The following is a 20,261-nucleotide window of genomic DNA, read 5'->3' on the forward strand; positions in this document are numbered from 1 at the left end:
CGCCCACAGGACTCGGAGGGGAATGCATGGTCGAATCAGGCAGCGGCAATCGCGATGCGCGCAGCGTAACGGATCAGGAAGCGCTTGACTTCCACGCCCAGGGACGTCCCGGCAAGCTCGAGATTTCGCCGACCAAGCCGATGGCGACCCAGCGCGACCTTTCGCTTGCCTATTCGCCGGGGGTCGCCGTGCCCGTCAAGGCGATCGCCGCCGATCCGGCCAAGGCTTACGATTATACAACACGCGGCAACATGGTCGCCGTCATCTCCAACGGCACCGCCATTCTCGGCCTCGGCAACCTCGGCGCGCTCGCTTCCAAGCCGGTCATGGAAGGCAAGTCGGTGCTGTTCAAGCGCTTCGCCGACGTCGATTCCATCGACCTTGAAGTCGATACCGAAAACGTCGACGAATTCATCAACTGCGTGCGCTTCCTCGGGCCGTCCTTCGGCGGCATCAACCTCGAAGACATCAAGGCGCCGGACTGTTTCATCATCGAGCAGAAGCTGCGCGAGGTCATGGACATCCCGGTGTTCCATGACGACCAGCACGGCACCGCGATCATCGCCGCCGCCGGCCTCATCAATGCCCTGTCGCTGACCGGCCGCGATTTCAAGACGACGAGGCTCGTCTGCAACGGCGCGGGTGCTGCCGCCATCGCCTGCATCGAGCTGATCAAGTCCATGGGCTTCCCGTCCGAAAACATCACGCTCTGCGACACCAAGGGCGTGATCTACCAGGGCCGCTCCGAGGGCATGAACCAGTGGAAATCGGCCCACGCGATCAAGACCGACATGCGCACGCTGACCGAGGCCATGGACGGCGCCGACGTGGTCTTCGGCCTTTCCGGCAAGGGCACGCTGTCGCAGGACATGATCCGCTCCATGGCCCCGCGCCCGATCATCTTCGCCATGGCCAATCCGGACCCGGAAATCACGCCGGAGGAAGTCGCCGAAATCCGTGACGACGCCATCGTCGCAACGGGCCGCTCGGATTACCCCAACCAGGTCAACAACGTCCTCGGCTTCCCCTATATCTTCCGCGGCGCGCTCGATGTGCACGCCACGACCATCAACGAGGCGATGAAGATCGCCGCGGCCGAAGCCTTGGCAAGTCTTGCCAAGGAAGACGTTCCGGATGACGTCGCCGCCGCCTATCAGGGCAACCGCCCGCGCTTCGGCTCGCAATACATCATCCCGGTTCCCTTCGATCCGCGCCTGATCTCGGCCATTCCCGTCGCGGTCGCCAGGGCGGCGATGGAAAGCGGCGTCGCGCGCAAGCCGATCCCCGATCTCGACGCCTATGCCCGCCAGCTGTCGGCCCGCCGTGACCCGATCGCCTCGACGCTGCAGCGCATCTACGAGCGGGTGCGCCGCCAGCCGAAGCGCATCGTTTTTGCCGAAGGCGAAGAAGTACGCATGATGCGCTCGGCGCTCGCCTATGCCAACCAGGGCCTCGGCACCGCGCTGCTGCTCGGTCGCGACGACCTCATCCGCGAACTGGCCGAACGCGAGGGCATCGACCTCGACCGGCCGGGCATCGAGGTGGTCAACGCCCGCCTTTCCAAGCGCACGGCCGCCTATACCGACTATCTCTATGCCCGCCTGCAGCGGAAGGGCTACCTCTTCCGCGACGTCCAGCGCCTGATCAACAACGACCGCAACCACTTCGCCGCCTGCATGGTCGCGATGGGCGATGCCGACGGCATGGTGACGGGTATCACCCGCAACTATTCCACCGCGCTTGATGACGTGCGCCGCTGCATCGATCCGAAGCCCGGCCATCGGGTGATCGGCGTGTCGCTGGCGCTCTGCCGCGGCCGCACCGTGCTGGTCGCCGATACCGCCGTCCACGACATGCCGACCGCCGAGGAGCTTGCCGATATCGCCGAGGAAGCCGCCGGCCTCGCCCGCCGCCTGGGTTACTTCCCGCGGGTGGCGATGCTTGCCTATTCGACCTTCGGCCATCCCTCCGGCGAGCGCTCCGAGCGGGTGCGCGAGGCCGTCAACATCCTCGACAAGCGCCGCGTCGATTTCGAGTACGACGGCGAAATGGGTGCGGATGTCGCCCTCAATGTCAAGGTGATGGAACAGTATCCGTTCTGCCGCCTCTCCGGCACCGCCAACGTGCTGGTCATGCCGGCCTTCCACTCGGCCTCGATCTCCACCAAGATGCTGCAGGAACTCGGCGGCTCGACCGTCATCGGCCCGATGCTCGTCGGTCTCGACAAGTCGGTGCAGATCGTCTCGATGGCCGCCAAGGACAGCGATATCGTCAATATGGCAGCGCTCGCGGCCCACAACGCTACGATGTAATGTAATGCCAACGAAAAAAGCCCGCACGGAGCGATCCGGTGCGGGCTTTTTCATGCGAAATACTGATCTTGATCAAAATTCCGGGACGTCATGTCCCTTCATATACGGCACACATTACCAATCGATGATCAAAAGCTGCTACAGCTACTCTTTACCGTCGAAATATAGGCAAGATTACCGCAACGCGTCAATTCACATTGCGTTGCAGCACGTCAGCTGGCGAAGCGTGTTGCATCCGCGCCATAGTAGTTGAGGTAGCGGCCGGAGATGTTGTTGATCGGCAACACGATCAGAACGTCCGTCGTGTTGAAGGCATGGTCGACAACGGCGCCTTCACCGACCATCGCCCCAAGCCGCATATAGCCCTTGATCAGTGGCGGCAGCGCCGCCAGCGCCCTGCGGGCATTGATCGCCTCTGCCGGCATCAGATCCATGGTGCGGAACAGCTCCGGCCGGGCCGAAACCTGCCAGTCTCCGGTAACGCGCACCGTATGATGCAGGAAGGATAGGGCAAGCGCATGCTCCTCCGGGATCGCGCCGGGCAGGGAGCCGCAGCCGAACATGGCGTCGACGCCATGCTTCAGCGCATAGGCCCAATTTCCCTGCCAGAGCAGTTCGACCGTGCGCTTGGTGCGATACTCCGGCAGCACGCAGGAGCGGCCGAGTTCCATGAACTTCTTGTCCGGGTGCTGGGCGAGCAGCGCCTCGATGCCGAATTCGGAAGCCGAATAGAAACCGCCGGAGCGCTCGGCCACATCCTGGCGCAGCAGGCGATAAGTGCCGACGATCTGATCCACGGCATCGCCGTCGATCCCGGTATCGAGCACCAGCAGGTGATCGCAGATGCCGTCCCAGGCATCGACATCGCGCTTGCGACGCGCGACATCGGGCTTGGGCTTCGCCCGCATCTCCTCGAAGAACACACGGTAGCGCACAGCTTGCGCCGCGTCGATTTCGGTATTTGTCCGGGCAAGTCGGGTTTCCAGCGTGCCGATACGCCCGAGCACATCCGAGGCCGGTGCCACGGACGGCCGAACGGGCGACTGCGGCTGTTCAAGAAACCCCATACGATCCAACAATTCCATCGTCATGCTACAGGTCCCGACCGCTTCGTTCTGCCGGGCTTAAACCATGTTTCTACGACAGCATAGTGACATGACGGGAGCTTGGAAACAGCCCGACCCGCCCCTCGCTACACCGGCAGCAGGCGCTCGACTTCGGCCTTGAGTTTTGCGGGATCGACGGGTTTGGCAAGCACGGCCGACGCCCCGGCCTTCAGCAGCTTCTGCCACGTTTCCTCACTGACATCCGAGGTCAGAACGATCACCGGAACGGCCGGACGGCCGGCGGTAGCCTCTTGCCTGCGCAGCCGCATGATCATGCTCAGCCCGTCGCCGCCGGGCATGTTGAGATCGCTGACGATCAGCTCTGGAGCCATCCGCTCGTCCTTCGGCGCGTCGAACAACAGGTTCGCGACGACGGAGAAATCGTCCACCGGGCGAACGCCGCGCCCCGTCTTTTCCAGCATGGCGCCGATGATCCGCGCATTGATCGGGTCGTCCTCCGCCAGCAGAATGCCTTTTCGCTGATGTTCGGAACGAACGGTCGGCACTTCGCGCAGCATCGGTCGGTTGTCGTTGATGGCGTCTCTCACTTCCATGCCTTTCATGCGGCCGCGCAGAACCTCGACCAGCGAGCGTTCGCGCAGCGGTCGGATCAGCCAGGCCTGATACCCGTCGATCTGGTTCATCGGCCGCCCGTTGCGCTCCTCGGGATTGACCAGATAGATGCGGCGGATCTTCACCTGCGCGAGGCCCGGCAGATCGGCCAGCAAGCGGCGGAATTGCCCGGCATGGCGATGATCGACGACGATATCGGTCAGTTCCACCTGACCGGAGACCGCTCGCCCGGCATGCGCCTGCGCCTCGCCAAAACTTTCCGCCAACACGCAGTGGCCGCCAAGCGTCGTCACGGTTTCGAACAGCGCCCGCGCCGCCGGCCCCTTCGGCGCCATGACCAACACCCGCGATCCTTCCAGCGTGCCCTGCCGGCTGCGCGCCGAGGCCGGCAGATCGCCGACACAGACCGGGAAACGGATTTCGAAGGTGGCGCCCTTGCCCGGCTCGCTCGACAGCGTCAGGCTGCCGCCGACCTGCTCCATGATATGGCGCGAAATCGCCAGCCCCAGGCCCGTACCGCCGCTACGCTGCACATTGTCTCCGGCCTGTTCGAATTCGTCGAAGATGCGGGCCTGCTCCTCGCGATTCATGCCGGGACCGGTATCCTCGATGCGGACCAGCAGCACCCTGTCCACCAGATCGGCGCTGACGAACACGCCGCCCCTGTGGGTGAATTTCACCGCATTGCCGATGACGTTGAACAGCACCTGCCGCAGCCGCGGCGCATCGAATTCCATCAGCCCCGGCACCGCAGCCGAAACGGTGGCGCCGATCTCGATGGCCTTCTCATGGGCGCGGCTCGACAGCATCTCGACCACGCTTTCGATCGTATCGCGTACCGCCTCCTGCGACGGGCGAAGCTGGAAGCGTCCGGCTTCAATGGAGGAGAAATCGAGAAGGTCGTCCACCAGCTGCACCAGCGCGTGGCCGGACTGGCGCATGCCGGCGAGATAATTCTTCTGCTCGCCCGTCAGCCGCGTCTGGCCGATCAGGTGGCTCATGCCGAGAATGCCCGAGAGCGGCGTGCGGATTTCATGGCTGACGGTGGCGAGCAGCCGGGATTTGGCCTGGCTTGCCTGCTCGGCGCGGCGGCGGGCATCCTCGCTTTCGCGGGCAATCCGGCTTTCCTCGGTGATATCGCGGGCGATCGAGTGCATCGTCAGCGCGCCGCTGCCTGAGCGGCGGGCCATGACGTCATGCCAGTCGAAGAGCCGCGGACCCGCGACACTCTCGATGCGGACGCGATAGTGATTGGGTTCGGGCATCGGCTCGAAATCGATCCCCAGCGCCTCGCAGGTCATGCCTTCCGGCCGCGATTGACCCGTCACCCTGCGGAAAACGCCATTCGCCTCAATGATCTTGCCGCCGGGCTCGCGCACGACAGCGATGTCGCCGAGCGCATCATGGATCGCCGACAAAAGACCGGAGGCTTCGCTGCGCTCCCATTTGCGGTCGCTGGCACGTTCGTTCGGCACGGCCTCGACCGAAGCGGTGCGCGCCCTGCGGGACCGATACCAGTCGGCCAGGAACACCCCGGCGCCGGCCATGCCGGCCAGCGCAAGCCCGCCGGACAGCAGCTCGAAACCGGCTTCCGCGCCGGTGCCGAGCACCGCCGCCGAGCAGAGCAGCCCCGCCCCGGCCAGCGCCGGTTTAAGGATCGCATAGCGTTCCGGGTTCGTCTCGGGCGCCTGCCCGATCTCCAGGTCTTCGAATTCGTCCTGGTTCGGGCCGCGACCACGGCTACGATACCGGTTGCCACGGTCCTGCGTCGCAAGCTCGCGCGCGATGCGTTGATGAAGATTCGACAGTTCGCCCATGCCGTCCACAGGCGACGGAGGCTCCCTACACCGCCCGACGCCCGTCCTCTCAATCCAGAGTTACCGGTCGAGATACCTACAGCACAAGCGTTCCGATTGCCTTCCGGCGATCCCTAAACTTTTAGCGAGTCTTGTTTTTCGACTGCAGCAGTTCGTCGAGGATGATCGCGCCGGCGCCGATGGTGATGAAACTGTCGGCGAGATTGAAGACGGCGAAGGACCACGTTTCCGTATGGAAACGGATATAGTCGATGACATAGCCGAACAGCAACCGGTCGATCAGGTTGCCGATCGCGCCGGCGATGATCATCGCATAGCCGAAATGAGCGAAGGCACGATCCCCCGGCGTGCGCCGCCAGAGCCACAGCACGAAGGCCACCACCACCAGCCGCATGCCGACGATGAACCAGCCTTCCATATGGTCGAGCATGGAAAACGCGACGCCGTAATTGTAAATGCGGTGCAGCGCCAGCACCGGCAAGATAGCGACATCTTCCCCGAACGGCAGCCACATCTCGACGGCGACCTTCACCAGTTGATCGAGAATGACGGCAAGGATGATGAAGACCGCGATTGGCAGCGGCCGGGAGAAAAGCGCCGTCCGTTCGTTCATGCCTTGCCGTCCAGCGTCAGGAGATGGCGGCGGGCTTCGAACAGCATGATACCGGTGGCGATGCCGAGATTGAGCGAATCCGCCCTTCCCTGCTGCGGAATGCGGGCGAGCGCATCGGCTTCCTTCGCCAGTTCGTCCGGCAGGCCGGCCTGCTCGTTGCCCATCAGGATGACGACGGGCTTGGAGCGATAGTCGATGGTGCGGTAGTCGACCGCGCCGGCCAGATGGGTGGCCACCACCCGCGCGCCCGAAGACTTGTGCCACTTGATGAAATCGGCATTGCCGGCGCGGATTACCGGCATGGCAAACACCGAACCCATGGTGGCGCGCACGGTTTCCAGCGAGAAGGGATCGGTCGTGTCCCCAAGCAGAATGACGCCCGAGGCGCCCGCCGCATCGGCCGTGCGGATGATGGTGCCGAGATTGCCGGGATCGCGCACCCGGTCGAGCGCGACATAGGTTTCCCCCGCCGCCGGCTTCACATCCTTCAGGCTTTTGTAGCGCTGCTCGAAAATGCCGACGACCATCTGCGGATTGTCGCGCCGGGTGATCGACGACAGCACCTTTTCGCTGACTTCCAGCACCAGCCCGCCGGTCGAGACCGTCTTCAGGGCCACCTGCTCAACTTGAATCTTGCCCTTGGCAGCCTTGGCATAGACCAGCGTCTTGATCGTCCAGCCGAGTTCCAGCGCATCGATCACCAGCTTCAGGCCCTCGGCCATGAAGCTGCGGGTCTCGTCGCGGCTCTTCTTCTGGGCGAGCGCCTTGATGTCCTTGATGATCGGGTTGGTGAGGCTCGTGACCTCCTTCACCTGGCCCACACGGCGCGGGCCGTCATGGTGGTGGTTGTCATGGCTCATTTCGGTACCCATCGGCTGAAGAGGGAGGTGGAAAGCGCGCGCGCCGGGGCCCTGCCGTCAAGGCCGCCCTCGCGCAAGATCAGTTCGCCGGATTCGACGACGCCGCCGCGGCCGCGCATGGTGTCGCGCATCAGCTCGTGGATCGAATAGAAACTCGCCCGGATCGAGTAGGCCGTCAGCACGAGGCCGCGCGCCTCGGGCGACAGGATGTCGCGGCAGATATCGAGCATCTGGGCCAGATGGTCGAATAGCTGCCAGACCTCACCATTCGGCCCGCGGCCGAATTTCGGCGGGTCGGTGAGGATGATATCGTAACGGCTGCCGCGCCGCGCCTCGCGCTGGATGAACTTCATCGCGTCTTCGCAGATCCAGCGGATCGGCAGGCTTTCGGCCCGGCCAAGCGCCTGATTTTCCCGCGCCCAGCCGATCGCCTTCTTCGAGGCATCGACATGGGTCACTTCCGCACCCGCTTTTGCCGCGATCAGCGAGGCGACGCCGGTATAGCCGAAGAGGTTCAGGACCTTCAGCGGCCGCCCCGCCGTCTCGACCTGGTTCTTCATCCAGCTCCAATGGGCGAGCTGCTCGGGAAATACGCCGACATGGCGAAAGGCGGTGAAGCGGCCGTAGAAATCGGCATCCAGAATACGCATCGGCCAGGTCTCACCCAGCGCTTCCTTCGGGAAACGCCAGCGGCCGATTCCGTCCTCATCCGTATCGCCGGTAAACACAGCATCGGCCTTCTCCCAGACGTGGGCCGGCAAGAGCGGCGGCCAAAGCGCCTGCGCCTCCGGCCGCACGATCCGGTAAGGACCGTATTGCTCCAGCTTCAGCCCATGGCCGCTGTCGATCAGATGATAATCGCTCGAACCCTTGGTCTCGAGAATGACCGGCACGCGCTCGCCGGGCTTTTCACCCTCGCGAAGCGAAAGAACGACCTGCGCCTCCGCTTCCCGCTCGACGGCCTTTTCCGGCCGCGGCTTGACCGGACGACTTTCACGCTCCTCGGAAACAGGACGCGGCTTAGGCGTCGGGCGGCTTGTAGCACGGCTGGCCCCGGCGCGCAGCGGCGCGGATGGCGCGGAACGCCCGGAAGGCTTCCCCCCCTTGCTCGCGCCTTTTCCCTTCTGGCCCCGGTCCTTGTCTCTCACGCCTGATCCTTCACATCGTTTGCCGAGCAAATAGCATCGCTATCGCCCTTGGCAAAGCGGTTTCGCCCTCGCATATAGGACAGGCATATCAGGAAAGGAACGATAGTCCGAGATGAGAGGCGACGTCAGGATTGCAGCACCGCCCCGGATCGTCTGGGAAGCGCTGAACGACCCCGAATTCCTGAAGGGACTGATCCCCGGCTGCCAGTCGATGGAGCGCCTGTCCGACACCGAAACGCTCGCCACCGTCAAGGTCAAGCTCGGCATCCTCTCCGTCACCTTTTCCGGCAAGATCCTGCTCAGCAACATCCGCGCACCCGACAGCTACACGATATCGGCCGAAGGCCAGGGCGGCATTGCCGGCTTCGCCCGCGGCAGCGCCGATGTGGTGATGGTTCGCGAAGGCAATGAGACCCTGCTCTCCTACGAGGCCAAGGCCAATGTCGAAGGCAAACTCGCCCAGATGGGCGGCAAGCTCATCGATGCCACGGTCGGAAAACTCGCCCGCCGCTTCTTCGACGATTTCAACGCCGCGGTCAGCGAAAGAGCCAAAGCCTGATTATATCGGCCCGGTCACACCGAATTCGAAGGAATCAGCGCCTTTGAGGCGATGTTTTCTGCGCGCACCCGCTGCTTTTCGGCTTCCGTCTGCCACTTCACCGCCTCATGCGCCTCGTTGCGGGCGCGCTTGCGGTATTTGTGCTGGCTGAGCCAGGTCGCAAACGAACCGAGCAGCAAGCCGAAGATCACCGCGAGGAACAGGAAGACGAAGAACGGCGCCGAGACGGACAGAACGCTGTCATCAGGGTTGAACGGATTAAGCGCCAGCCGCACGTTCTGGCGGTTGGCCACCGAAAGCACGATCAGCAGAATGCCGACCGGCACCAGCACGACGATATTGACGATTTTCTTCATGCGATCTCCGATAGCCGGGCAGCGATTATTCGTCGTCCTCGTCATCCGAGCCGGGGTTCAGCCGCTCGCGCAGCTCCTTGCCCGTCTTGAAGAAGGGCACCCATTTTTCCTCGACGAAGACGGAATCGCCGGTGCGCGGGTTGCGGCCGGAGCGCGACGGGCGGTTCTTGACGGAAAATGCGCCGAAGCCGCGCAATTCCACGCGATTTCCGGCGGCGAGCGCATCGGTGATCTCATCGAGCACCGCATTGACGATATTCTCGACGTCACGGTGATAGAGATGCGGATTGCGAGCCGCGACAATCTGCACCAACTCCGATTTGATCACTGTTGCCCCCTCTCGGTTTTTATCGTTTGTTCTTCGTATTTTACGTATAGCAGGCGAAGCGGATTTCAATCCTTCGAGCCATAAAGGGCCGCTATCGGCCGCGTCAGCCGGAGTTCATCGTCTCCCGGCCAGCCTTCAGTTGCTGCCAACCTGCCAAACGGAGAGAAGACCGTCAAGAAACAACTTCTCTCCGGACAATTTTTCAAGCCCGCCGAGGGCGGGAAAAACCTCATATCCCAATGCCTTGACCCAGCCGGCCGCCATCGAGCCGAGGCCGAACGGGAAAGAACGGCCCGGCGCCTCCCAGTCGACGACCGGCAGATCGGCATCCACCTTGCGGCTCTTGAAATAGGCCTTGATCTCGTCGTCGCCGCCGAGCACATCGACCAGCTTCTCCTTCAGCGCCTGCCGGCCGGTGAAGATGCGGCCGTCGGCAAGGCGCAGCGCATCCGGCCGCGCCAGCTTGCGGCGCTCGGCGACGAGATCGACGAACCAGTCGAAACTGTCGTCGATCATCGACTGGATAACGGCCTTGGCTTCCTCGCTCGGCGGGTGGAAGGGGTTCGGCTCGGCCTTCAGCGGCGCCGACTTGATCGTCTCCAGCGACACGCCGACCTTGTCGAGCAGCGTCTTGATCTGCGGATACTGGAACAGCACGCCGATCGAGCCGGTGATCGAGGTTTCGCCGGCGACGATCTGGTCGCCGGCAATCGCGATCATATAGCCGGCAGACGCCGCAAGCGTGCGTACATCGGACACAACCGGCTTTTTCTCCGCCACCTTGCGGATCGCCTTGTAGATGGTTTCACCGCCATAGGTCGTGCCGCCGGGCGAGGAGATCGTCACGATCAGGCCCTTGACCGCGTCGGCCTTGGCGATCCGGTCCAGCCGCTCCAGCAGTTCGCGGTCGTCCTGAATGACCCCGGAAATCTCCACGCGGGCGATCTGCGGGCGCGCCGCCAGCCCGGCCTTCTCGGCGGTCGCCCAGAGATAGGCGGCGGCCGCGGCGGCAAGGATCAGGAGAACGCAGGCAATGCGCCAGAAACCGAGTTTGCGCCGCAGTTGCCGCCGGTCGGCGATGGCGAGTTGATCCATTCCGTCTTTCCTCATTTGTCGATGCGCCATGAATAACGCCGTGCAGCCAAGGATGTAACCCGATTTCGGAGTTTTTCGAACCTTCCTTGTACGGGAACAAAAAAATCTCCATATTCACCGCCAATCACGTCACATTACGTCATCGATCGATTTCAAGGCTGGCTGCGCATCGAGACCCCGGAGCGCGGCGATTACGGGTTTCTTCATGAACGACATGCCTTTCACCGGCGCGCTTGCGCATTCCGGGCCGGCGCTGCCCGATGCTTATTCAGAAGCAGTGCGCCATTCGCGTCGGGTGGCGCGGCTGAAAATCCTCCTGCCGATCGCAGCCGTCGTCATCGCCCTCATCTTCATCGCCGTGTCCGTCGTGCGCACCTTCCTGCCGGAAGACCTGCAGATCGAGAACGCCACGATCGAAAACGGCAAGATCGTCATGCAGAACCCGGCGATATCAGGCCGCAACAAACAGGATATCAGCTATTCGATGAAGGCCGCCCGCGCCCTTCAGGATATCGCCAATCCCGACATCATCACGCTGGAGACCATCCACGCCGAAATGCCCGTCAACGATACGCTGAAGGCGACCGTGGAGGCCAAGAGCGGCATCTACGACCGCGGCAAGAATACGCTCGACATGGACAAGCCCTTCAGCATCTCGCTCAACAACGGCCTGCTGGCCGATTTCCGCTCCGCCTATCTCGATATCAATGCCGGCGAAATGGAAACCAGGGAGCCGGTTGCCATCAGCATGAATGGCGGTTCCATTGTTGCACAGCGGCTGAGAATGACGGATAAGGGACGCATTGTAACATTCGAGGGCATGGTGAAAGTCGTCGTCGACCCCAGCACCATCCGCAAGACAGCCAACTAGAAACCCGGTGCACCCATGTCGGCCCATTCCTTTTTGAATTATTCCATTGCCGCCGCTTTGCTCTTTCTCGGCGTTAGCCCGCTTGCCGCAACCTCTGCTCTCGCACAGGAAACCAAAAGCAAGATCAAGGGACTGGAGCTGTCGAACGACAGCCCGATCCAGATCGAGAGCGACAAGCTCGAAATCAAGGACCCGGAAAGCAAGGCGATCTTCACCGGCAATGTAAAGGTGGTGCAGGGCACGACGACGCTGCAGGCCGGCAACATGGTGGTCTTCTATAAGAAGGGTGGCGGCGCGATCTCCAGCGGCAATGCCGATATCGACCGCATCGAGGTCAGCCAGAAGGTCTTCCTGCAGTCGGGCACCCAGCAGGCGACCGCCGACACCGGCGAATTCAACATGGGCGCCCAGACGCTGGTGCTGAAGGGCAAGCAGGTAGTGCTGTCGGAAGGCAAGAACGTCTTCACCGGCTGCCAGCTGAACGTGCAGATGGCGACCGGCGAGGCGGAACTGCAGGCCTGCGGCGGTCGCGTCCAGATCCAGCTCGACCCCAAGTCCCAGAAGACCAACTGACGGTCTGGCGCCCCCGTGAACATTCCCTTCCTCCACAAGCGCAAGCGCGTGAAAACCGAACCGGCTCATGCAGCCCGGCCTGCGGCCGAGAAGGCACGCTATGACGGCACGCTGATCGCCCGCGGCCTGACGAAGTCCTATCGCGGCCGCCGCGTGGTGGGCGGGGTGTCCCTGGTGGTGCGCCGCGGCGAGGCCGTCGGCCTGCTCGGCCCGAACGGCGCCGGCAAGACCACATGCTTCTACATGATCACCGGCCTCGTGCCGGTCGACGAAGGCACGATCGAGATCAACGGCAACGAGGTAACCTCGATGCCGATGTATCGCCGCGCGCGCCTCGGCGTCGGCTACCTGCCGCAGGAAGCCTCGATCTTTCGCGGGCTGACGGTGGAGGACAACATCCGCGCCGTGCTCGAACTGCACGACAAGAACCGCGAGCGGCGCGAGAGCAAGCTCAACGAACTGCTCGGCGAGTTCAACATCTCGCACCTGCGCAAGTCGCCGGCCGTGGCACTCTCGGGCGGCGAGCGCCGCCGCCTCGAAATCGCCCGCGCCTTGGCGACAGACCCGACCTTCATGCTGCTCGACGAGCCCTTTGCCGGCGTCGATCCGATTTCGGTCGCCGATATCCAGGCGCTGGTGCGGCATCTGACCTCGCGCGGTATCGGCGTCCTGATCACCGACCACAATGTCCGCGAGACGCTGGGCCTCATCGACCGCGCCTATATCATCCATGCCGGCGAGGTGCTGACCCATGGTCGCGCCAACGATATCGTCGCCAACCCGGATGTGCGCCGCCTCTATCTCGGCGACAATTTCAGCCTTTAACCTCACTTCGGCCCGGCGCTTGACCAAACCTTTGGAATAAGCAATTTTTGGGCCAGTTGAGGGATCGACGTCGGCTTTTCCGTGCCGGATGCCGTTATTCCCTGAACCTCCAGGGGAGTTCAGCGTCCGAATGGCATTGTCAGCCAACCTCTTCCTGCGCCAAAGCCAGACGCTGGCGATGACGCCGCAATTGATGCAGTCGATCCAGCTGCTGCAGATGACGCATCTGGAGCTGACGCAGTTCATCGAACAGGAAGTCGAGAAAAACCCCCTCCTCGAATTCGCCTCCGCCGACGAGGCCGCCGGCACGGACCGGAAAGACGACCTCCGCAACGCCGAAGATGCCGCCCCTGGGGACGACCGCCCCGCTTTCGAGCCGCTGGGCGACGTCTATGACAGCGCGATGGCCACGACCGGCGAGCGGATGAGCGAACAGCTTGATTCCAATTTCGAAAACGTCTTTCCCGACGACAACGGATCACCGCGCGCCGATGCGCCGGAACTTCTCGGGCAATGGAAATCCATGCCCGGCAGCAATGGCGAGGAAGGCTACGACCTCGAGGATTTCGTCGCAAACCGCACGACGCTGCGCGATTTCCTCGACACGCAGATCCCCTTCAGCGTGCATACCGCCGCCGACCTGCTGATCGCCCGCCAGCTTGCCGAGCATCTGGACGAGGCCGGCTACCTGCAGGCCGACATCGGCGAAATCGCCGCCCGCCTCGGCACGACGACGGCCGATGTCGCCCGCGTGCTCGAAAGCCTGCAGCAGCTCGATCCGCCCGGCGTCTTTGCCCGAAATTTGAGCGAATGCCTGGCGATCCAGCTTCGCCAACGCGATCGGCTCGACCCGGCCATGGCCGCCCTGCTCGACAATCTCGACCTGCTGGCCCGCCGCGATTTCGCCAGCCTGAAAAAACTCTGCGGCGTCGACGAGGAGGACCTGATCGACATGCTCGCGGAAATCCGCAAGCTCGATCCGAAACCCGGCACCGGCTTCGAAACCGGCGCGAGCGAAGCGATCATTCCCGATATCGTCGTGCGCGCCGCCCCGGACGGCAGTTGGGCGGTGGAACTCAACCCGGAAACCCTGCCGCGCGTGCTGGTCAATCAGGCCTATTACGCCACCGTCGCCCGCCATGCGCCGAAGAACAGCGAAGATCACGCCTTCCTGTCGGAATGCCTGCAGACGGCCAACTGGCTGACCCGCAGCCTCGACCAGCGCGCCCGCACCATCATGAAGGTCGCGACCGAGATCGTGCGCCAGCAGGATGCCTTCCTCGTCAACGGCGTCGATCACCTGCGTCCGCTCAATCTGAAGACGGTCGCCGATGCAATCAAGATGCACGAATCCACCGTCAGCCGCGTCACCTCGAACAAGTACATGCTGACGCCGCGCGGCCTGTTCGAGCTTAAATATTTCTTCACCGTCTCGATCGGCTCGTCCGAGGGGGGCGACGGCCATTCGGCCGAAGCCGTGCGCCACCGCATCCGCGCGATGATTGCGCAGGAAAGCCCGGATGCCGTTCTCTCCGACGACGACATCGTCGACCTCCTCAAAAAGGGCGGCATCGACATTGCCCGCCGCACGGTCGCCAAATACCGCGAGGCGATGAACATCGCCTCTTCCGTGCAGCGCCGCCGTGAGAAACGCGCGCTGAAGAGGGCCTCGGCCTGAGGCCTTCGTTAACGTTGTCTTGACTTTCGCAAGCATTGGCTGTAACAGGCCGCGCAACAGGCGGGCCTGTAACCCGCAACTGACAATCCCGCACATCCTGACATGACCGACGCAAAATTTTTTGCGTGCGTGAAGTGCTTGGAGGACGGGTGCGGTTGGAATAGACTGGCTGCGCAAATCACGAAAAGAGAGGAAACTCCATGAGTGTGCGTGTATCCGGTAAACATATGGAAATCGGCGAAGCCTTCCGTCTGCGTATTGAAGACCAGATCGGCCAAGCCGTTACGAAATATTTTGACGGAGGATATTCAAGCCAGGTCACAGTGGAAAAATCCGGGCCCCGCTTCAGCGCGGACTGCAAGATCCACCTCGACAGTGGGACAGCCTTGCAGGCCAATGGCCAGGCGAACGACCCGCAGGCAGCTTTCGACGCCGCAGCGGAACGCATCGCAAAGCGCATTCGCCGCTACAAGCGCAAGCTCAAGGATCACCACAATGGCAATGGCCATGCCGGATTTGCAGAAGTAGCCTATACCGTGATGGATTCGGTGCCCGACGAAGACGACGAGCTTCCGGAAGATTACGCACCGACGATCGTCGCGGAAAGCTCCAAGAAGCTCAAGACCATGTCCGTCGCAAACGCCGTGATGGCGCTCGACATGACGGACGAGCCGGTCCTGATGTTCCGCAGCCCTGGCAATGAGCATTTGAATATCGTCTATCGACGCAACGATGGAAACATTGGCTGGATTGATGCGGCCAATATCAAAGGCTGAGCAGATCTGCGCGGAGGCGGCCCCGGCTGCTTCCGCGCCCTGCTTTCCCGGCGGCTGATGCGGGCCTGATCCCGCTGAAGCAGCCGACAGACGATCGATGGGGCTCGGCCGGTAAGCGGCAGCGGGCCTTTTCGGGCAACGAGGACAACAGAATGGCATTGGCAGGCTTGCTGCAGCAAAATGCAATCATCCCCGCAATGAAGGCGAACTCCAAGAAGCAGCTGCTTCAGGAACTCGCTTCCAAAGCATCCAAGATCACCGGCCTTCCTGAACGGGATATCTTCGACGTCATCCTGCAGCGCGAACGCCTCGGCTCGACCGGCGTCGGCAATGGCATTGCCATCCCGCACGGAAAGCTCGCGCATCTGCCGGCGATCGTCGGCATCTTCGCCCGGCTCGATCAGCCGGTGGATTTCGAGGCGCTCGACGACCAGCCGGTCGATCTCGTCTTCCTGCTGCTCGCGCCGGAAGGTGCTGGTGCCGACCACCTGAAGGCGCTGTCGCGCATCGCCCGCGTGCTGCGCGACCCCGACATGGTTGCAAAACTCCGCGCCACCGACTCGGCGTCGGCCATCTACGCCTTCCTCAGCGACGACCACGCCAACGCGGCCTGATCGTCCCTTAGCTGCTTGATTTCAAAAGCTGTCGATGTCCGGCGATATCGACAGCTTTTGTTTTGTCGATAATATCCTCGCAAACACAAAAACGAGGAGAACGGCATGGCAGGCAGGCTTCAAGGTAAAACCGCCCTGATCAGCGGCGGCGCGGGAGGATGCGGCCTTGCCGCGTCCCAGCTTTTCGCACGCGAAGGCGCGCGCGTCGGCATCGTCGATCTGCCGCGCAGCAAGGGTGAGGAGGTCGCGGCCGCCATCCGCGCCGAAGGCGGTGAGGCGATCTTCGCCCCCGCCGATGTTTCGATATCCTCAGAGGTCAAATCCGCGGTCAAGGCGGTGGAAGACGCCTTCGGTGCCATCACCGTGCTCTTCAACCACGCCGGCATCCTCGCCGTCGGCCCCTTCCTCGAAACGGAAGAAGATGAGTGGGACCGGCTGATGGCCGTCAATGTCCGCTCGATGTTCCTGATGACCAAGGCCGTCCTACCGGGCATGCTGGCGGCCGGCGGCGGCAGCATCGTCTCCACATCCTCGATCTCGGCCGTCGCGGCAACCCCAATGGAAGTGCTCTACGACACCACCAAGGGCGCCTGCCACATGTTCGCCCGCGCCATCGCGGTCGAGTTCCGCGACCGCGGCATCCGCTCCAACGCCGTCTGCCCCGGCTTCATCGCCACCGACCACGGCAAGCGCGAACTCGCCGGCCTGACCAAATACGGCATCGATGTCTCCGACGCCGCGATCGCCGCCCAGCAGGGCCGGCTCTGCGATCCGATGGAGGTGGCGCAAGCCGCCCTCTTCCTCGCCAGCGATGAATCGAGCTTCATCAACGGCACCCATCTTTTCGTCGACAACTGCTTCACCGCAGTCTGAATCAGGGGAGGCAATCATCATGGAAGCAGGCGGACACTGGCGCAACTGGGTCGGCAACCAGTCGTGCATCGTCAGGCACAAGGGCGCGCCCGACAGCGAGGCGGCGCTCGCGCAAATGGTGCGGGAGGCAACCTCGAACGGCTTGAACGTGCGTTGTGCCGGCTCGGGTCATTCCTTCACCCCGGTCGCGCTCACCAGCGGGCTGCACCTCACCCTTTCGGGGCTGCAGGGCATCACCAATATCGACACGGAGCGCAAGCGCGTCTCGGTCTACGCGGGCACGACGATCAACACGCTCGGCAAGGCGCTGAAGGAAGCCGGCCTCTCGCTCATCAACCAGGGCGACATCGACAGCCAGGCGCTGGCGGGCGCCTTGACGACCGGCACCCACGGCACCGGCATCACGCTCGGCAACATGGCGTCCCAGATCGTCGGTATGCGGCTCGTTCAGCCGGACGGCAGCATCCTCGTCGTCGATGAAAGCCGGCCCGATCTCCTGAATGCCGCCCGCGTGTCCATCGGCATGCTCGGTGTGATCTCGGAAATCACCCTGCAGACGATGGAGAGCTACAATCTCCACGAAAAGCTCTGGCGCTGCACCTTCGACGAGTGCATGGAGCAGCACGACGATCTCGCCGCCAACCATCGCCATTTCGGCTTCTTCTGGTGCCCCGTGCCGGAAAGCCGGCATTGCTACTGCCTGCCGGATACCTCCTCCGTCTCGACCACCGACAGCCTGTCGGATGTCTGCGAGATGAAGACCATCGACATCACCACCGAGCCGCCGATGGAGCGCGGCTTCGAAAAGATCGCCTATTCCTCGGAAATCTATCCGATCGAATACGTGCCGAATTTCCACGAGCTGGAATACGCCGTGCCGCTACGCTACGGCAAGCAGGCCTGCATGGAGGTGCGCAAGCTGATGCTGGAGAAGCATCCGACCTGCATTTATCCGATCGAATACCGCTTCACCGCCGGCGACCCCGGCTGGATCAGCCCGTTCTTCGAGCAGGATTCGATCACGCTCTCCGTCTCGGGCGAGCCCGGCACGGATTACTGGAACTACCTGAAGGACGTGGACGACATCCTGCGCCAGTTCGGCTCGCGCCCGCATTGGGGCAAGCTCCACTTCCTCGGCGCCGACGATGTGACGGCGCTCTACCCGCGCGCAGGTGATTTCAAGACGCTGAGAAACAAGCTCGATCCGGAAGGACGTTTCCTGAACGATCATCTGAAGCAGTTGTTTGGATAAGGATTGCAACTTACTGCGTCGTCCCCTCTCCCCGCCTGCGGGGAGAGGGCTAGGGTGAGGGGCAAAGCCGCAATAAAAAAGGGGCAGAAATCGCCCCTCATCCGCCCTGTCGGGCACCTTCTCCCCGCATGCGGGGAGAAGGGATGTGCCGCACCTACGCGGCAAATATCACGCCGCCGGCGTCTCGCCTTCGACAATAGCGATCTTCGGGCCGCCCTTGGCGACACCGACCATCGCCGGCCGCAATACGCGGTCGCCGATCGTGTAGCCGGCCTGAACCACCTGAACGACGGTGTTGTTCGGCACGTTCGGGTTCGGAACCTCGAACATCGCCTGATGGAAGTTCGGGTCGAACTTCTGGCCTTCCGGCTCCAGCTTCTTCACGCCATGGCGCTCTAAGGCCGACAGCATCGAGCGCTCGGTCATCTCGACGCCTTCGATCAATGCATCGAGACCAGCCTCGCCGGCCGCGCGCGCCTCGGCCGGAATGGCATCGAGCGCCCGGCGCAGGTTGTCGGAAACGGCCAGCATGTCGCGGGCAAAGCCGGCGACGGAATAGGACTTGGCATCCTTTACGTCGCGCTCGGTGCGGCGGCGCAGGTTGTCCATCTCGGCAGCGAGACGCAGGTAGCGGTCGCGCAGATCGGCCGCCTCGGCGCGAGCCGCCTCAAGCGCGTCGGCCTCGGCAGCTTCAGTACCTACCTCGCCAGCTGCTTCCGCAGCCACGGCGGCATCCTCGGTTTCATAGGCCTCGGGGCCGTTTTTGTTCGTGTCTTCGGTCATTACGGTCTCCGGAAAGTCGTGTTGCTGCCGATATCGAGCTTCGAGGCTCAAAAATCAAGGGCGCAAGTCGCCTTAACTCCGGCGAGACAGGCGCGACATGAGCTGCGCGGTATAATCCACCATCGGCACGATGCGGGAATAGTTGAGGCGCGTCGGCCCGATGACGCCGACGGCGCCGACGATCTTCTCGTCGCTGTCGCGGTAGGGCGCAACAATCAGCGACGAGCCGGAGAGCGAAAACAGCTTGTTCTCCGAACCGATGAAGATGCGCACGCCCGAACCGCTTTCGGCAAGGTTCAGGATTTCGATCAGGCTGTCCTTCTTTTCGAGATCGTCGAACAGCATGCGCAGCCGGTCGATATCCTCGGCGCCGGCAAGCCCCTCCAGGAGATTGGCGCGGCCATGCACGATCAGTTGCGTCGACTTGTCGTCGCCGGAATTGCCCGACCAGATCGCCAGCCCGCGCTCGACGAGATCCTGCGACAGCGCATCGAGTTCGGCGCGCACGGCGTCCTTGACCGTCTGCATCTCACCCCGCGCCTCGTTCAGCGTGCGTCCGGCTAAGTGGGCGTTGAGAAAATTGGCGGCCTCCGTCAGCTGCGAGCTGGTGACGCCGCCCGGCAACTCGATGATCCGGTTTTCCACCTGGTCGTGCTCACCGACCAGAACGGCGAGCGCCTTGTTCGGCGCAAGCCGCATGAATTCGACATGCTTCAGCACCGGATCGGATTTGGCTGTTATCACCAGCCCCGCGCCGCGCGACATGCCCGACAGCATCTGGCTCGCCTCGGAGAGCAGCGTTTCGACCGGTTGCGCATGGTCTTCGCGCCGCACATGGCGATCGATCGAGGCGCGGTCCTCCGCCGAAAGATTACCGACCTGCATGAAGGCATCGACGAAGAAGCGCAGCCCCACTTGCGTCGGCAGGCGTCCGGCTGACGTATGCGGCGCATAGATGAGCCCCAAATCCTCCAGATCGCTCATCACATTGCGCACGGAGGCCGGCGACAGCGACATGGGCAACAGCCGCGACAGATTGCGCGAGCCGAGCGGTTCGCCGCTGTCGAGATAGCTTTCGACGATCCGGCGAAATATCTCTCCCGAGCGCTCGTCGAGCGCGGAAAGCCTGTCACGCATGCCGGATGGGTTGATCACCATTTACGCCGCAAATTCCACGCTGTTGCACTTCCGTAAAATATAGTGATCCCGCGCGCCAGTGCAAAAGGGAAAATGCTTTGAACACAGGCTG

At 62.9% G+C, this 20,261-nt stretch carries 20 protein-coding genes; 10 read left to right on the forward strand and 10 right to left on the reverse strand.

The genetic code is table 11. The features are described from left to right. Positions 1 to 26: 26 nt before the first annotated feature. A complete protein-coding gene (locus ASC86_RS05425) occupies positions 27 to 2,312 on the forward strand; it encodes an NADP-dependent malic enzyme (protein ID WP_056317134.1) in 2,286 nt (761 codons plus the stop codon). 212 nt (positions 2,313 to 2,524) lie between these two features. Here the strand turns inward: ASC86_RS05425 and ASC86_RS05430 are convergent, their stop codons facing one another. The 5 genes from ASC86_RS05430 to ASC86_RS05450 form a co-directional block, all read right to left on the reverse strand. Continuing rightward, positions 2,525 to 3,403, reverse strand: coding sequence for a GNAT family N-acetyltransferase (locus ASC86_RS05430; protein ID WP_056317140.1), 879 nt, complete (start codon positions 3,401 to 3,403; stop codon positions 2,525 to 2,527). Between the two features lie 101 nt (positions 3,404 to 3,504). Then, positions 3,505 to 5,808 (reverse strand): ATP-binding protein, encoded by a 2,304-nt coding sequence (locus tag ASC86_RS05435; protein WP_056317145.1) that lies wholly within the window; start codon positions 5,806 to 5,808, stop codon positions 3,505 to 3,507. Positions 5,809 to 5,929: 121 nt separating this feature from the next. Further along, on the reverse strand, positions 5,930 to 6,421 hold the full coding sequence (gene lspA, locus ASC86_RS05440) for a signal peptidase II (RefSeq protein WP_056317148.1): 492 nt from the start codon (positions 6,419 to 6,421) through the stop codon (positions 5,930 to 5,932). Then, entirely contained in the window at positions 6,418 to 7,281 is an 864-nt protein-coding gene (locus ASC86_RS05445) for an RNA methyltransferase (protein ID WP_056317150.1), read from the reverse strand. The genes lspA and ASC86_RS05445 overlap by 4 nt, the downstream gene beginning before the upstream one ends. Further along, positions 7,278 to 8,429 (reverse strand): class I SAM-dependent rRNA methyltransferase, encoded by a 1,152-nt coding sequence (locus ASC86_RS05450; protein ID WP_056317154.1) that lies wholly within the window; start codon positions 8,427 to 8,429, stop codon positions 7,278 to 7,280. Before ASC86_RS05450 ends, ASC86_RS05445 begins: the two co-directional genes overlap by 4 nt. A gap of 112 nt (positions 8,430 to 8,541) precedes the next feature. On the opposite strand from ASC86_RS05450, the gene ASC86_RS05455 reads away from it, so the two are divergent. Further along, positions 8,542 to 8,988, forward strand: coding sequence for a carbon monoxide dehydrogenase subunit G (locus ASC86_RS05455; protein WP_056317158.1), 447 nt, complete (start codon positions 8,542 to 8,544; stop codon positions 8,986 to 8,988). A gap of 14 nt (positions 8,989 to 9,002) precedes the next feature. Here ASC86_RS05455 and ASC86_RS05460 read toward each other — a convergent pair whose 3' ends face one another. The 3 genes from ASC86_RS05460 to sppA form a co-directional block, all read right to left on the reverse strand. Further along, positions 9,003 to 9,344 carry a lipopolysaccharide assembly protein LapA domain-containing protein gene (locus ASC86_RS05460; RefSeq protein WP_056317161.1) on the reverse strand — a complete coding sequence of 114 codons (342 nt, stop codon included), beginning with the start codon at positions 9,342 to 9,344 and terminating at the stop codon, positions 9,003 to 9,005. Between the two features lie 25 nt (positions 9,345 to 9,369). After that, complete coding sequence (locus ASC86_RS05465) at positions 9,370 to 9,672, reverse strand: integration host factor subunit beta (RefSeq protein WP_056317164.1); 303 nt, start codon at positions 9,670 to 9,672, stop codon at positions 9,370 to 9,372. A 135-nt stretch (positions 9,673 to 9,807) separates the two neighbouring features. Further along, positions 9,808 to 10,767, reverse strand: coding sequence for a signal peptide peptidase SppA (gene sppA / locus ASC86_RS05470; protein WP_056317166.1), 960 nt, complete (start codon positions 10,765 to 10,767; stop codon positions 9,808 to 9,810). Positions 10,768 to 10,972: 205 nt separating this feature from the next. On the opposite strand from sppA, the gene lptC reads away from it, so the two are divergent. The 8 genes from lptC to ASC86_RS05510 all read left to right on the forward strand — a co-directional run bounded on the left by lptC (position 10,973) and on the right by ASC86_RS05510 (position 18,229). Next, positions 10,973 to 11,638: an LPS export ABC transporter periplasmic protein LptC gene (gene lptC / locus ASC86_RS05475; protein ID WP_056317171.1), complete on the forward strand. Its 666-nt coding sequence runs from the start codon at positions 10,973 to 10,975 to the stop codon at positions 11,636 to 11,638. 15 nt (positions 11,639 to 11,653) lie between these two features. Beyond that, positions 11,654 to 12,211, forward strand: a complete 558-nt coding sequence (locus ASC86_RS05480; protein ID WP_056317174.1) for an LptA/OstA family protein — start codon at positions 11,654 to 11,656, stop codon at positions 12,209 to 12,211. A 48-nt stretch (positions 12,212 to 12,259) separates the two neighbouring features. Next, a complete protein-coding gene (gene lptB / locus ASC86_RS05485) occupies positions 12,260 to 13,036 on the forward strand; it encodes an LPS export ABC transporter ATP-binding protein (RefSeq protein WP_056318294.1) in 777 nt (258 codons plus the stop codon). Positions 13,037 to 13,166: 130 nt separating this feature from the next. Continuing rightward, on the forward strand, positions 13,167 to 14,714 hold the full coding sequence (rpoN, locus tag ASC86_RS05490; RefSeq protein WP_056317178.1) for an RNA polymerase factor sigma-54: 1,548 nt from the start codon (positions 13,167 to 13,169) through the stop codon (positions 14,712 to 14,714). Between the two features lie 200 nt (positions 14,715 to 14,914). Beyond that, entirely contained in the window at positions 14,915 to 15,490 is a 576-nt protein-coding gene (gene raiA / locus ASC86_RS05495) for a ribosome-associated translation inhibitor RaiA (protein ID WP_056317182.1), read from the forward strand. Between the two features lie 152 nt (positions 15,491 to 15,642). Further along, complete coding sequence (ptsN, locus tag ASC86_RS05500) at positions 15,643 to 16,104, forward strand: PTS IIA-like nitrogen regulatory protein PtsN (RefSeq protein WP_056317185.1); 462 nt, start codon at positions 15,643 to 15,645, stop codon at positions 16,102 to 16,104. 105 nt (positions 16,105 to 16,209) lie between these two features. Continuing rightward, complete coding sequence (locus ASC86_RS05505; RefSeq protein WP_056317188.1) at positions 16,210 to 16,977, forward strand: SDR family NAD(P)-dependent oxidoreductase; 768 nt, start codon at positions 16,210 to 16,212, stop codon at positions 16,975 to 16,977. Positions 16,978 to 16,990: 13 nt separating this feature from the next. After that, a complete protein-coding gene (locus ASC86_RS05510) occupies positions 16,991 to 18,229 on the forward strand; it encodes a D-arabinono-1,4-lactone oxidase (RefSeq protein WP_200943781.1) in 1,239 nt (412 codons plus the stop codon). Between the two features lie 168 nt (positions 18,230 to 18,397). Here the strand turns inward: ASC86_RS05510 and grpE are convergent, their stop codons facing one another. Further along, positions 18,398 to 19,012, reverse strand: coding sequence for a nucleotide exchange factor GrpE (gene grpE / locus ASC86_RS05515; RefSeq protein WP_056317194.1), 615 nt, complete (start codon positions 19,010 to 19,012; stop codon positions 18,398 to 18,400). A gap of 72 nt (positions 19,013 to 19,084) precedes the next feature. Beyond that, positions 19,085 to 20,170 (reverse strand): heat-inducible transcriptional repressor HrcA, encoded by a 1,086-nt coding sequence (hrcA, locus tag ASC86_RS05520; RefSeq protein WP_056317198.1) that lies wholly within the window; start codon positions 20,168 to 20,170, stop codon positions 19,085 to 19,087. Between the last annotated feature and the right edge of the window lie 91 nt (positions 20,171 to 20,261).

This window comes from Rhizobium sp. Root1212 (assembly GCF_001424985.1).
Taxonomy (GTDB): domain Bacteria; phylum Pseudomonadota; class Alphaproteobacteria; order Rhizobiales; family Rhizobiaceae; genus Pararhizobium.

What these genes read in the sequence shown, in the direction of transcription:
- raiA (WP_056317182.1), top strand. Translation starts at nt 14,915, where the DNA reads ATGAGTGTGCGTGTATCCGGTAAACATATGGAAATCGGCGAAGCCTTC.
- ASC86_RS05460 (WP_056317161.1), bottom strand. Translation starts at nt 9,344, where the DNA reads ATGAAGAAAATCGTCAATATCGTCGTGCTGGTGCCGGTCGGCATTCTG.
- grpE (WP_056317194.1), bottom strand. Translation starts at nt 19,012, where the DNA reads ATGACCGAAGACACGAACAAAAACGGCCCCGAGGCCTATGAAACCGAG.
- ASC86_RS05455 (WP_056317158.1), top strand. Translation starts at nt 8,542, where the DNA reads ATGAGAGGCGACGTCAGGATTGCAGCACCGCCCCGGATCGTCTGGGAA.
- ASC86_RS05505 (WP_056317188.1), top strand. Translation starts at nt 16,210, where the DNA reads ATGGCAGGCAGGCTTCAAGGTAAAACCGCCCTGATCAGCGGCGGCGCG.
- ptsN (WP_056317185.1), top strand. Translation starts at nt 15,643, where the DNA reads ATGGCATTGGCAGGCTTGCTGCAGCAAAATGCAATCATCCCCGCAATG.
- hrcA (WP_056317198.1), bottom strand. Translation starts at nt 20,170, where the DNA reads ATGGTGATCAACCCATCCGGCATGCGTGACAGGCTTTCCGCGCTCGAC.
- ASC86_RS05480 (WP_056317174.1), top strand. Translation starts at nt 11,654, where the DNA reads ATGTCGGCCCATTCCTTTTTGAATTATTCCATTGCCGCCGCTTTGCTC.
- ASC86_RS05430 (WP_056317140.1), bottom strand. Translation starts at nt 3,403, where the DNA reads ATGACGATGGAATTGTTGGATCGTATGGGGTTTCTTGAACAGCCGCAG.
- ASC86_RS05435 (WP_056317145.1), bottom strand. Translation starts at nt 5,808, where the DNA reads ATGGGCGAACTGTCGAATCTTCATCAACGCATCGCGCGCGAGCTTGCG.
- ASC86_RS05425 (WP_056317134.1), top strand. Translation starts at nt 27, where the DNA reads ATGGTCGAATCAGGCAGCGGCAATCGCGATGCGCGCAGCGTAACGGAT.
- lspA (WP_056317148.1), bottom strand. Translation starts at nt 6,421, where the DNA reads ATGAACGAACGGACGGCGCTTTTCTCCCGGCCGCTGCCAATCGCGGTC.
- sppA (WP_056317166.1), bottom strand. Translation starts at nt 10,767, where the DNA reads ATGGATCAACTCGCCATCGCCGACCGGCGGCAACTGCGGCGCAAACTC.
- rpoN (WP_056317178.1), top strand. Translation starts at nt 13,167, where the DNA reads ATGGCATTGTCAGCCAACCTCTTCCTGCGCCAAAGCCAGACGCTGGCG.
- ASC86_RS05445 (WP_056317150.1), bottom strand. Translation starts at nt 7,281, where the DNA reads ATGAGCCATGACAACCACCACCATGACGGCCCGCGCCGTGTGGGCCAG.
- lptC (WP_056317171.1), top strand. Translation starts at nt 10,973, where the DNA reads ATGAACGACATGCCTTTCACCGGCGCGCTTGCGCATTCCGGGCCGGCG.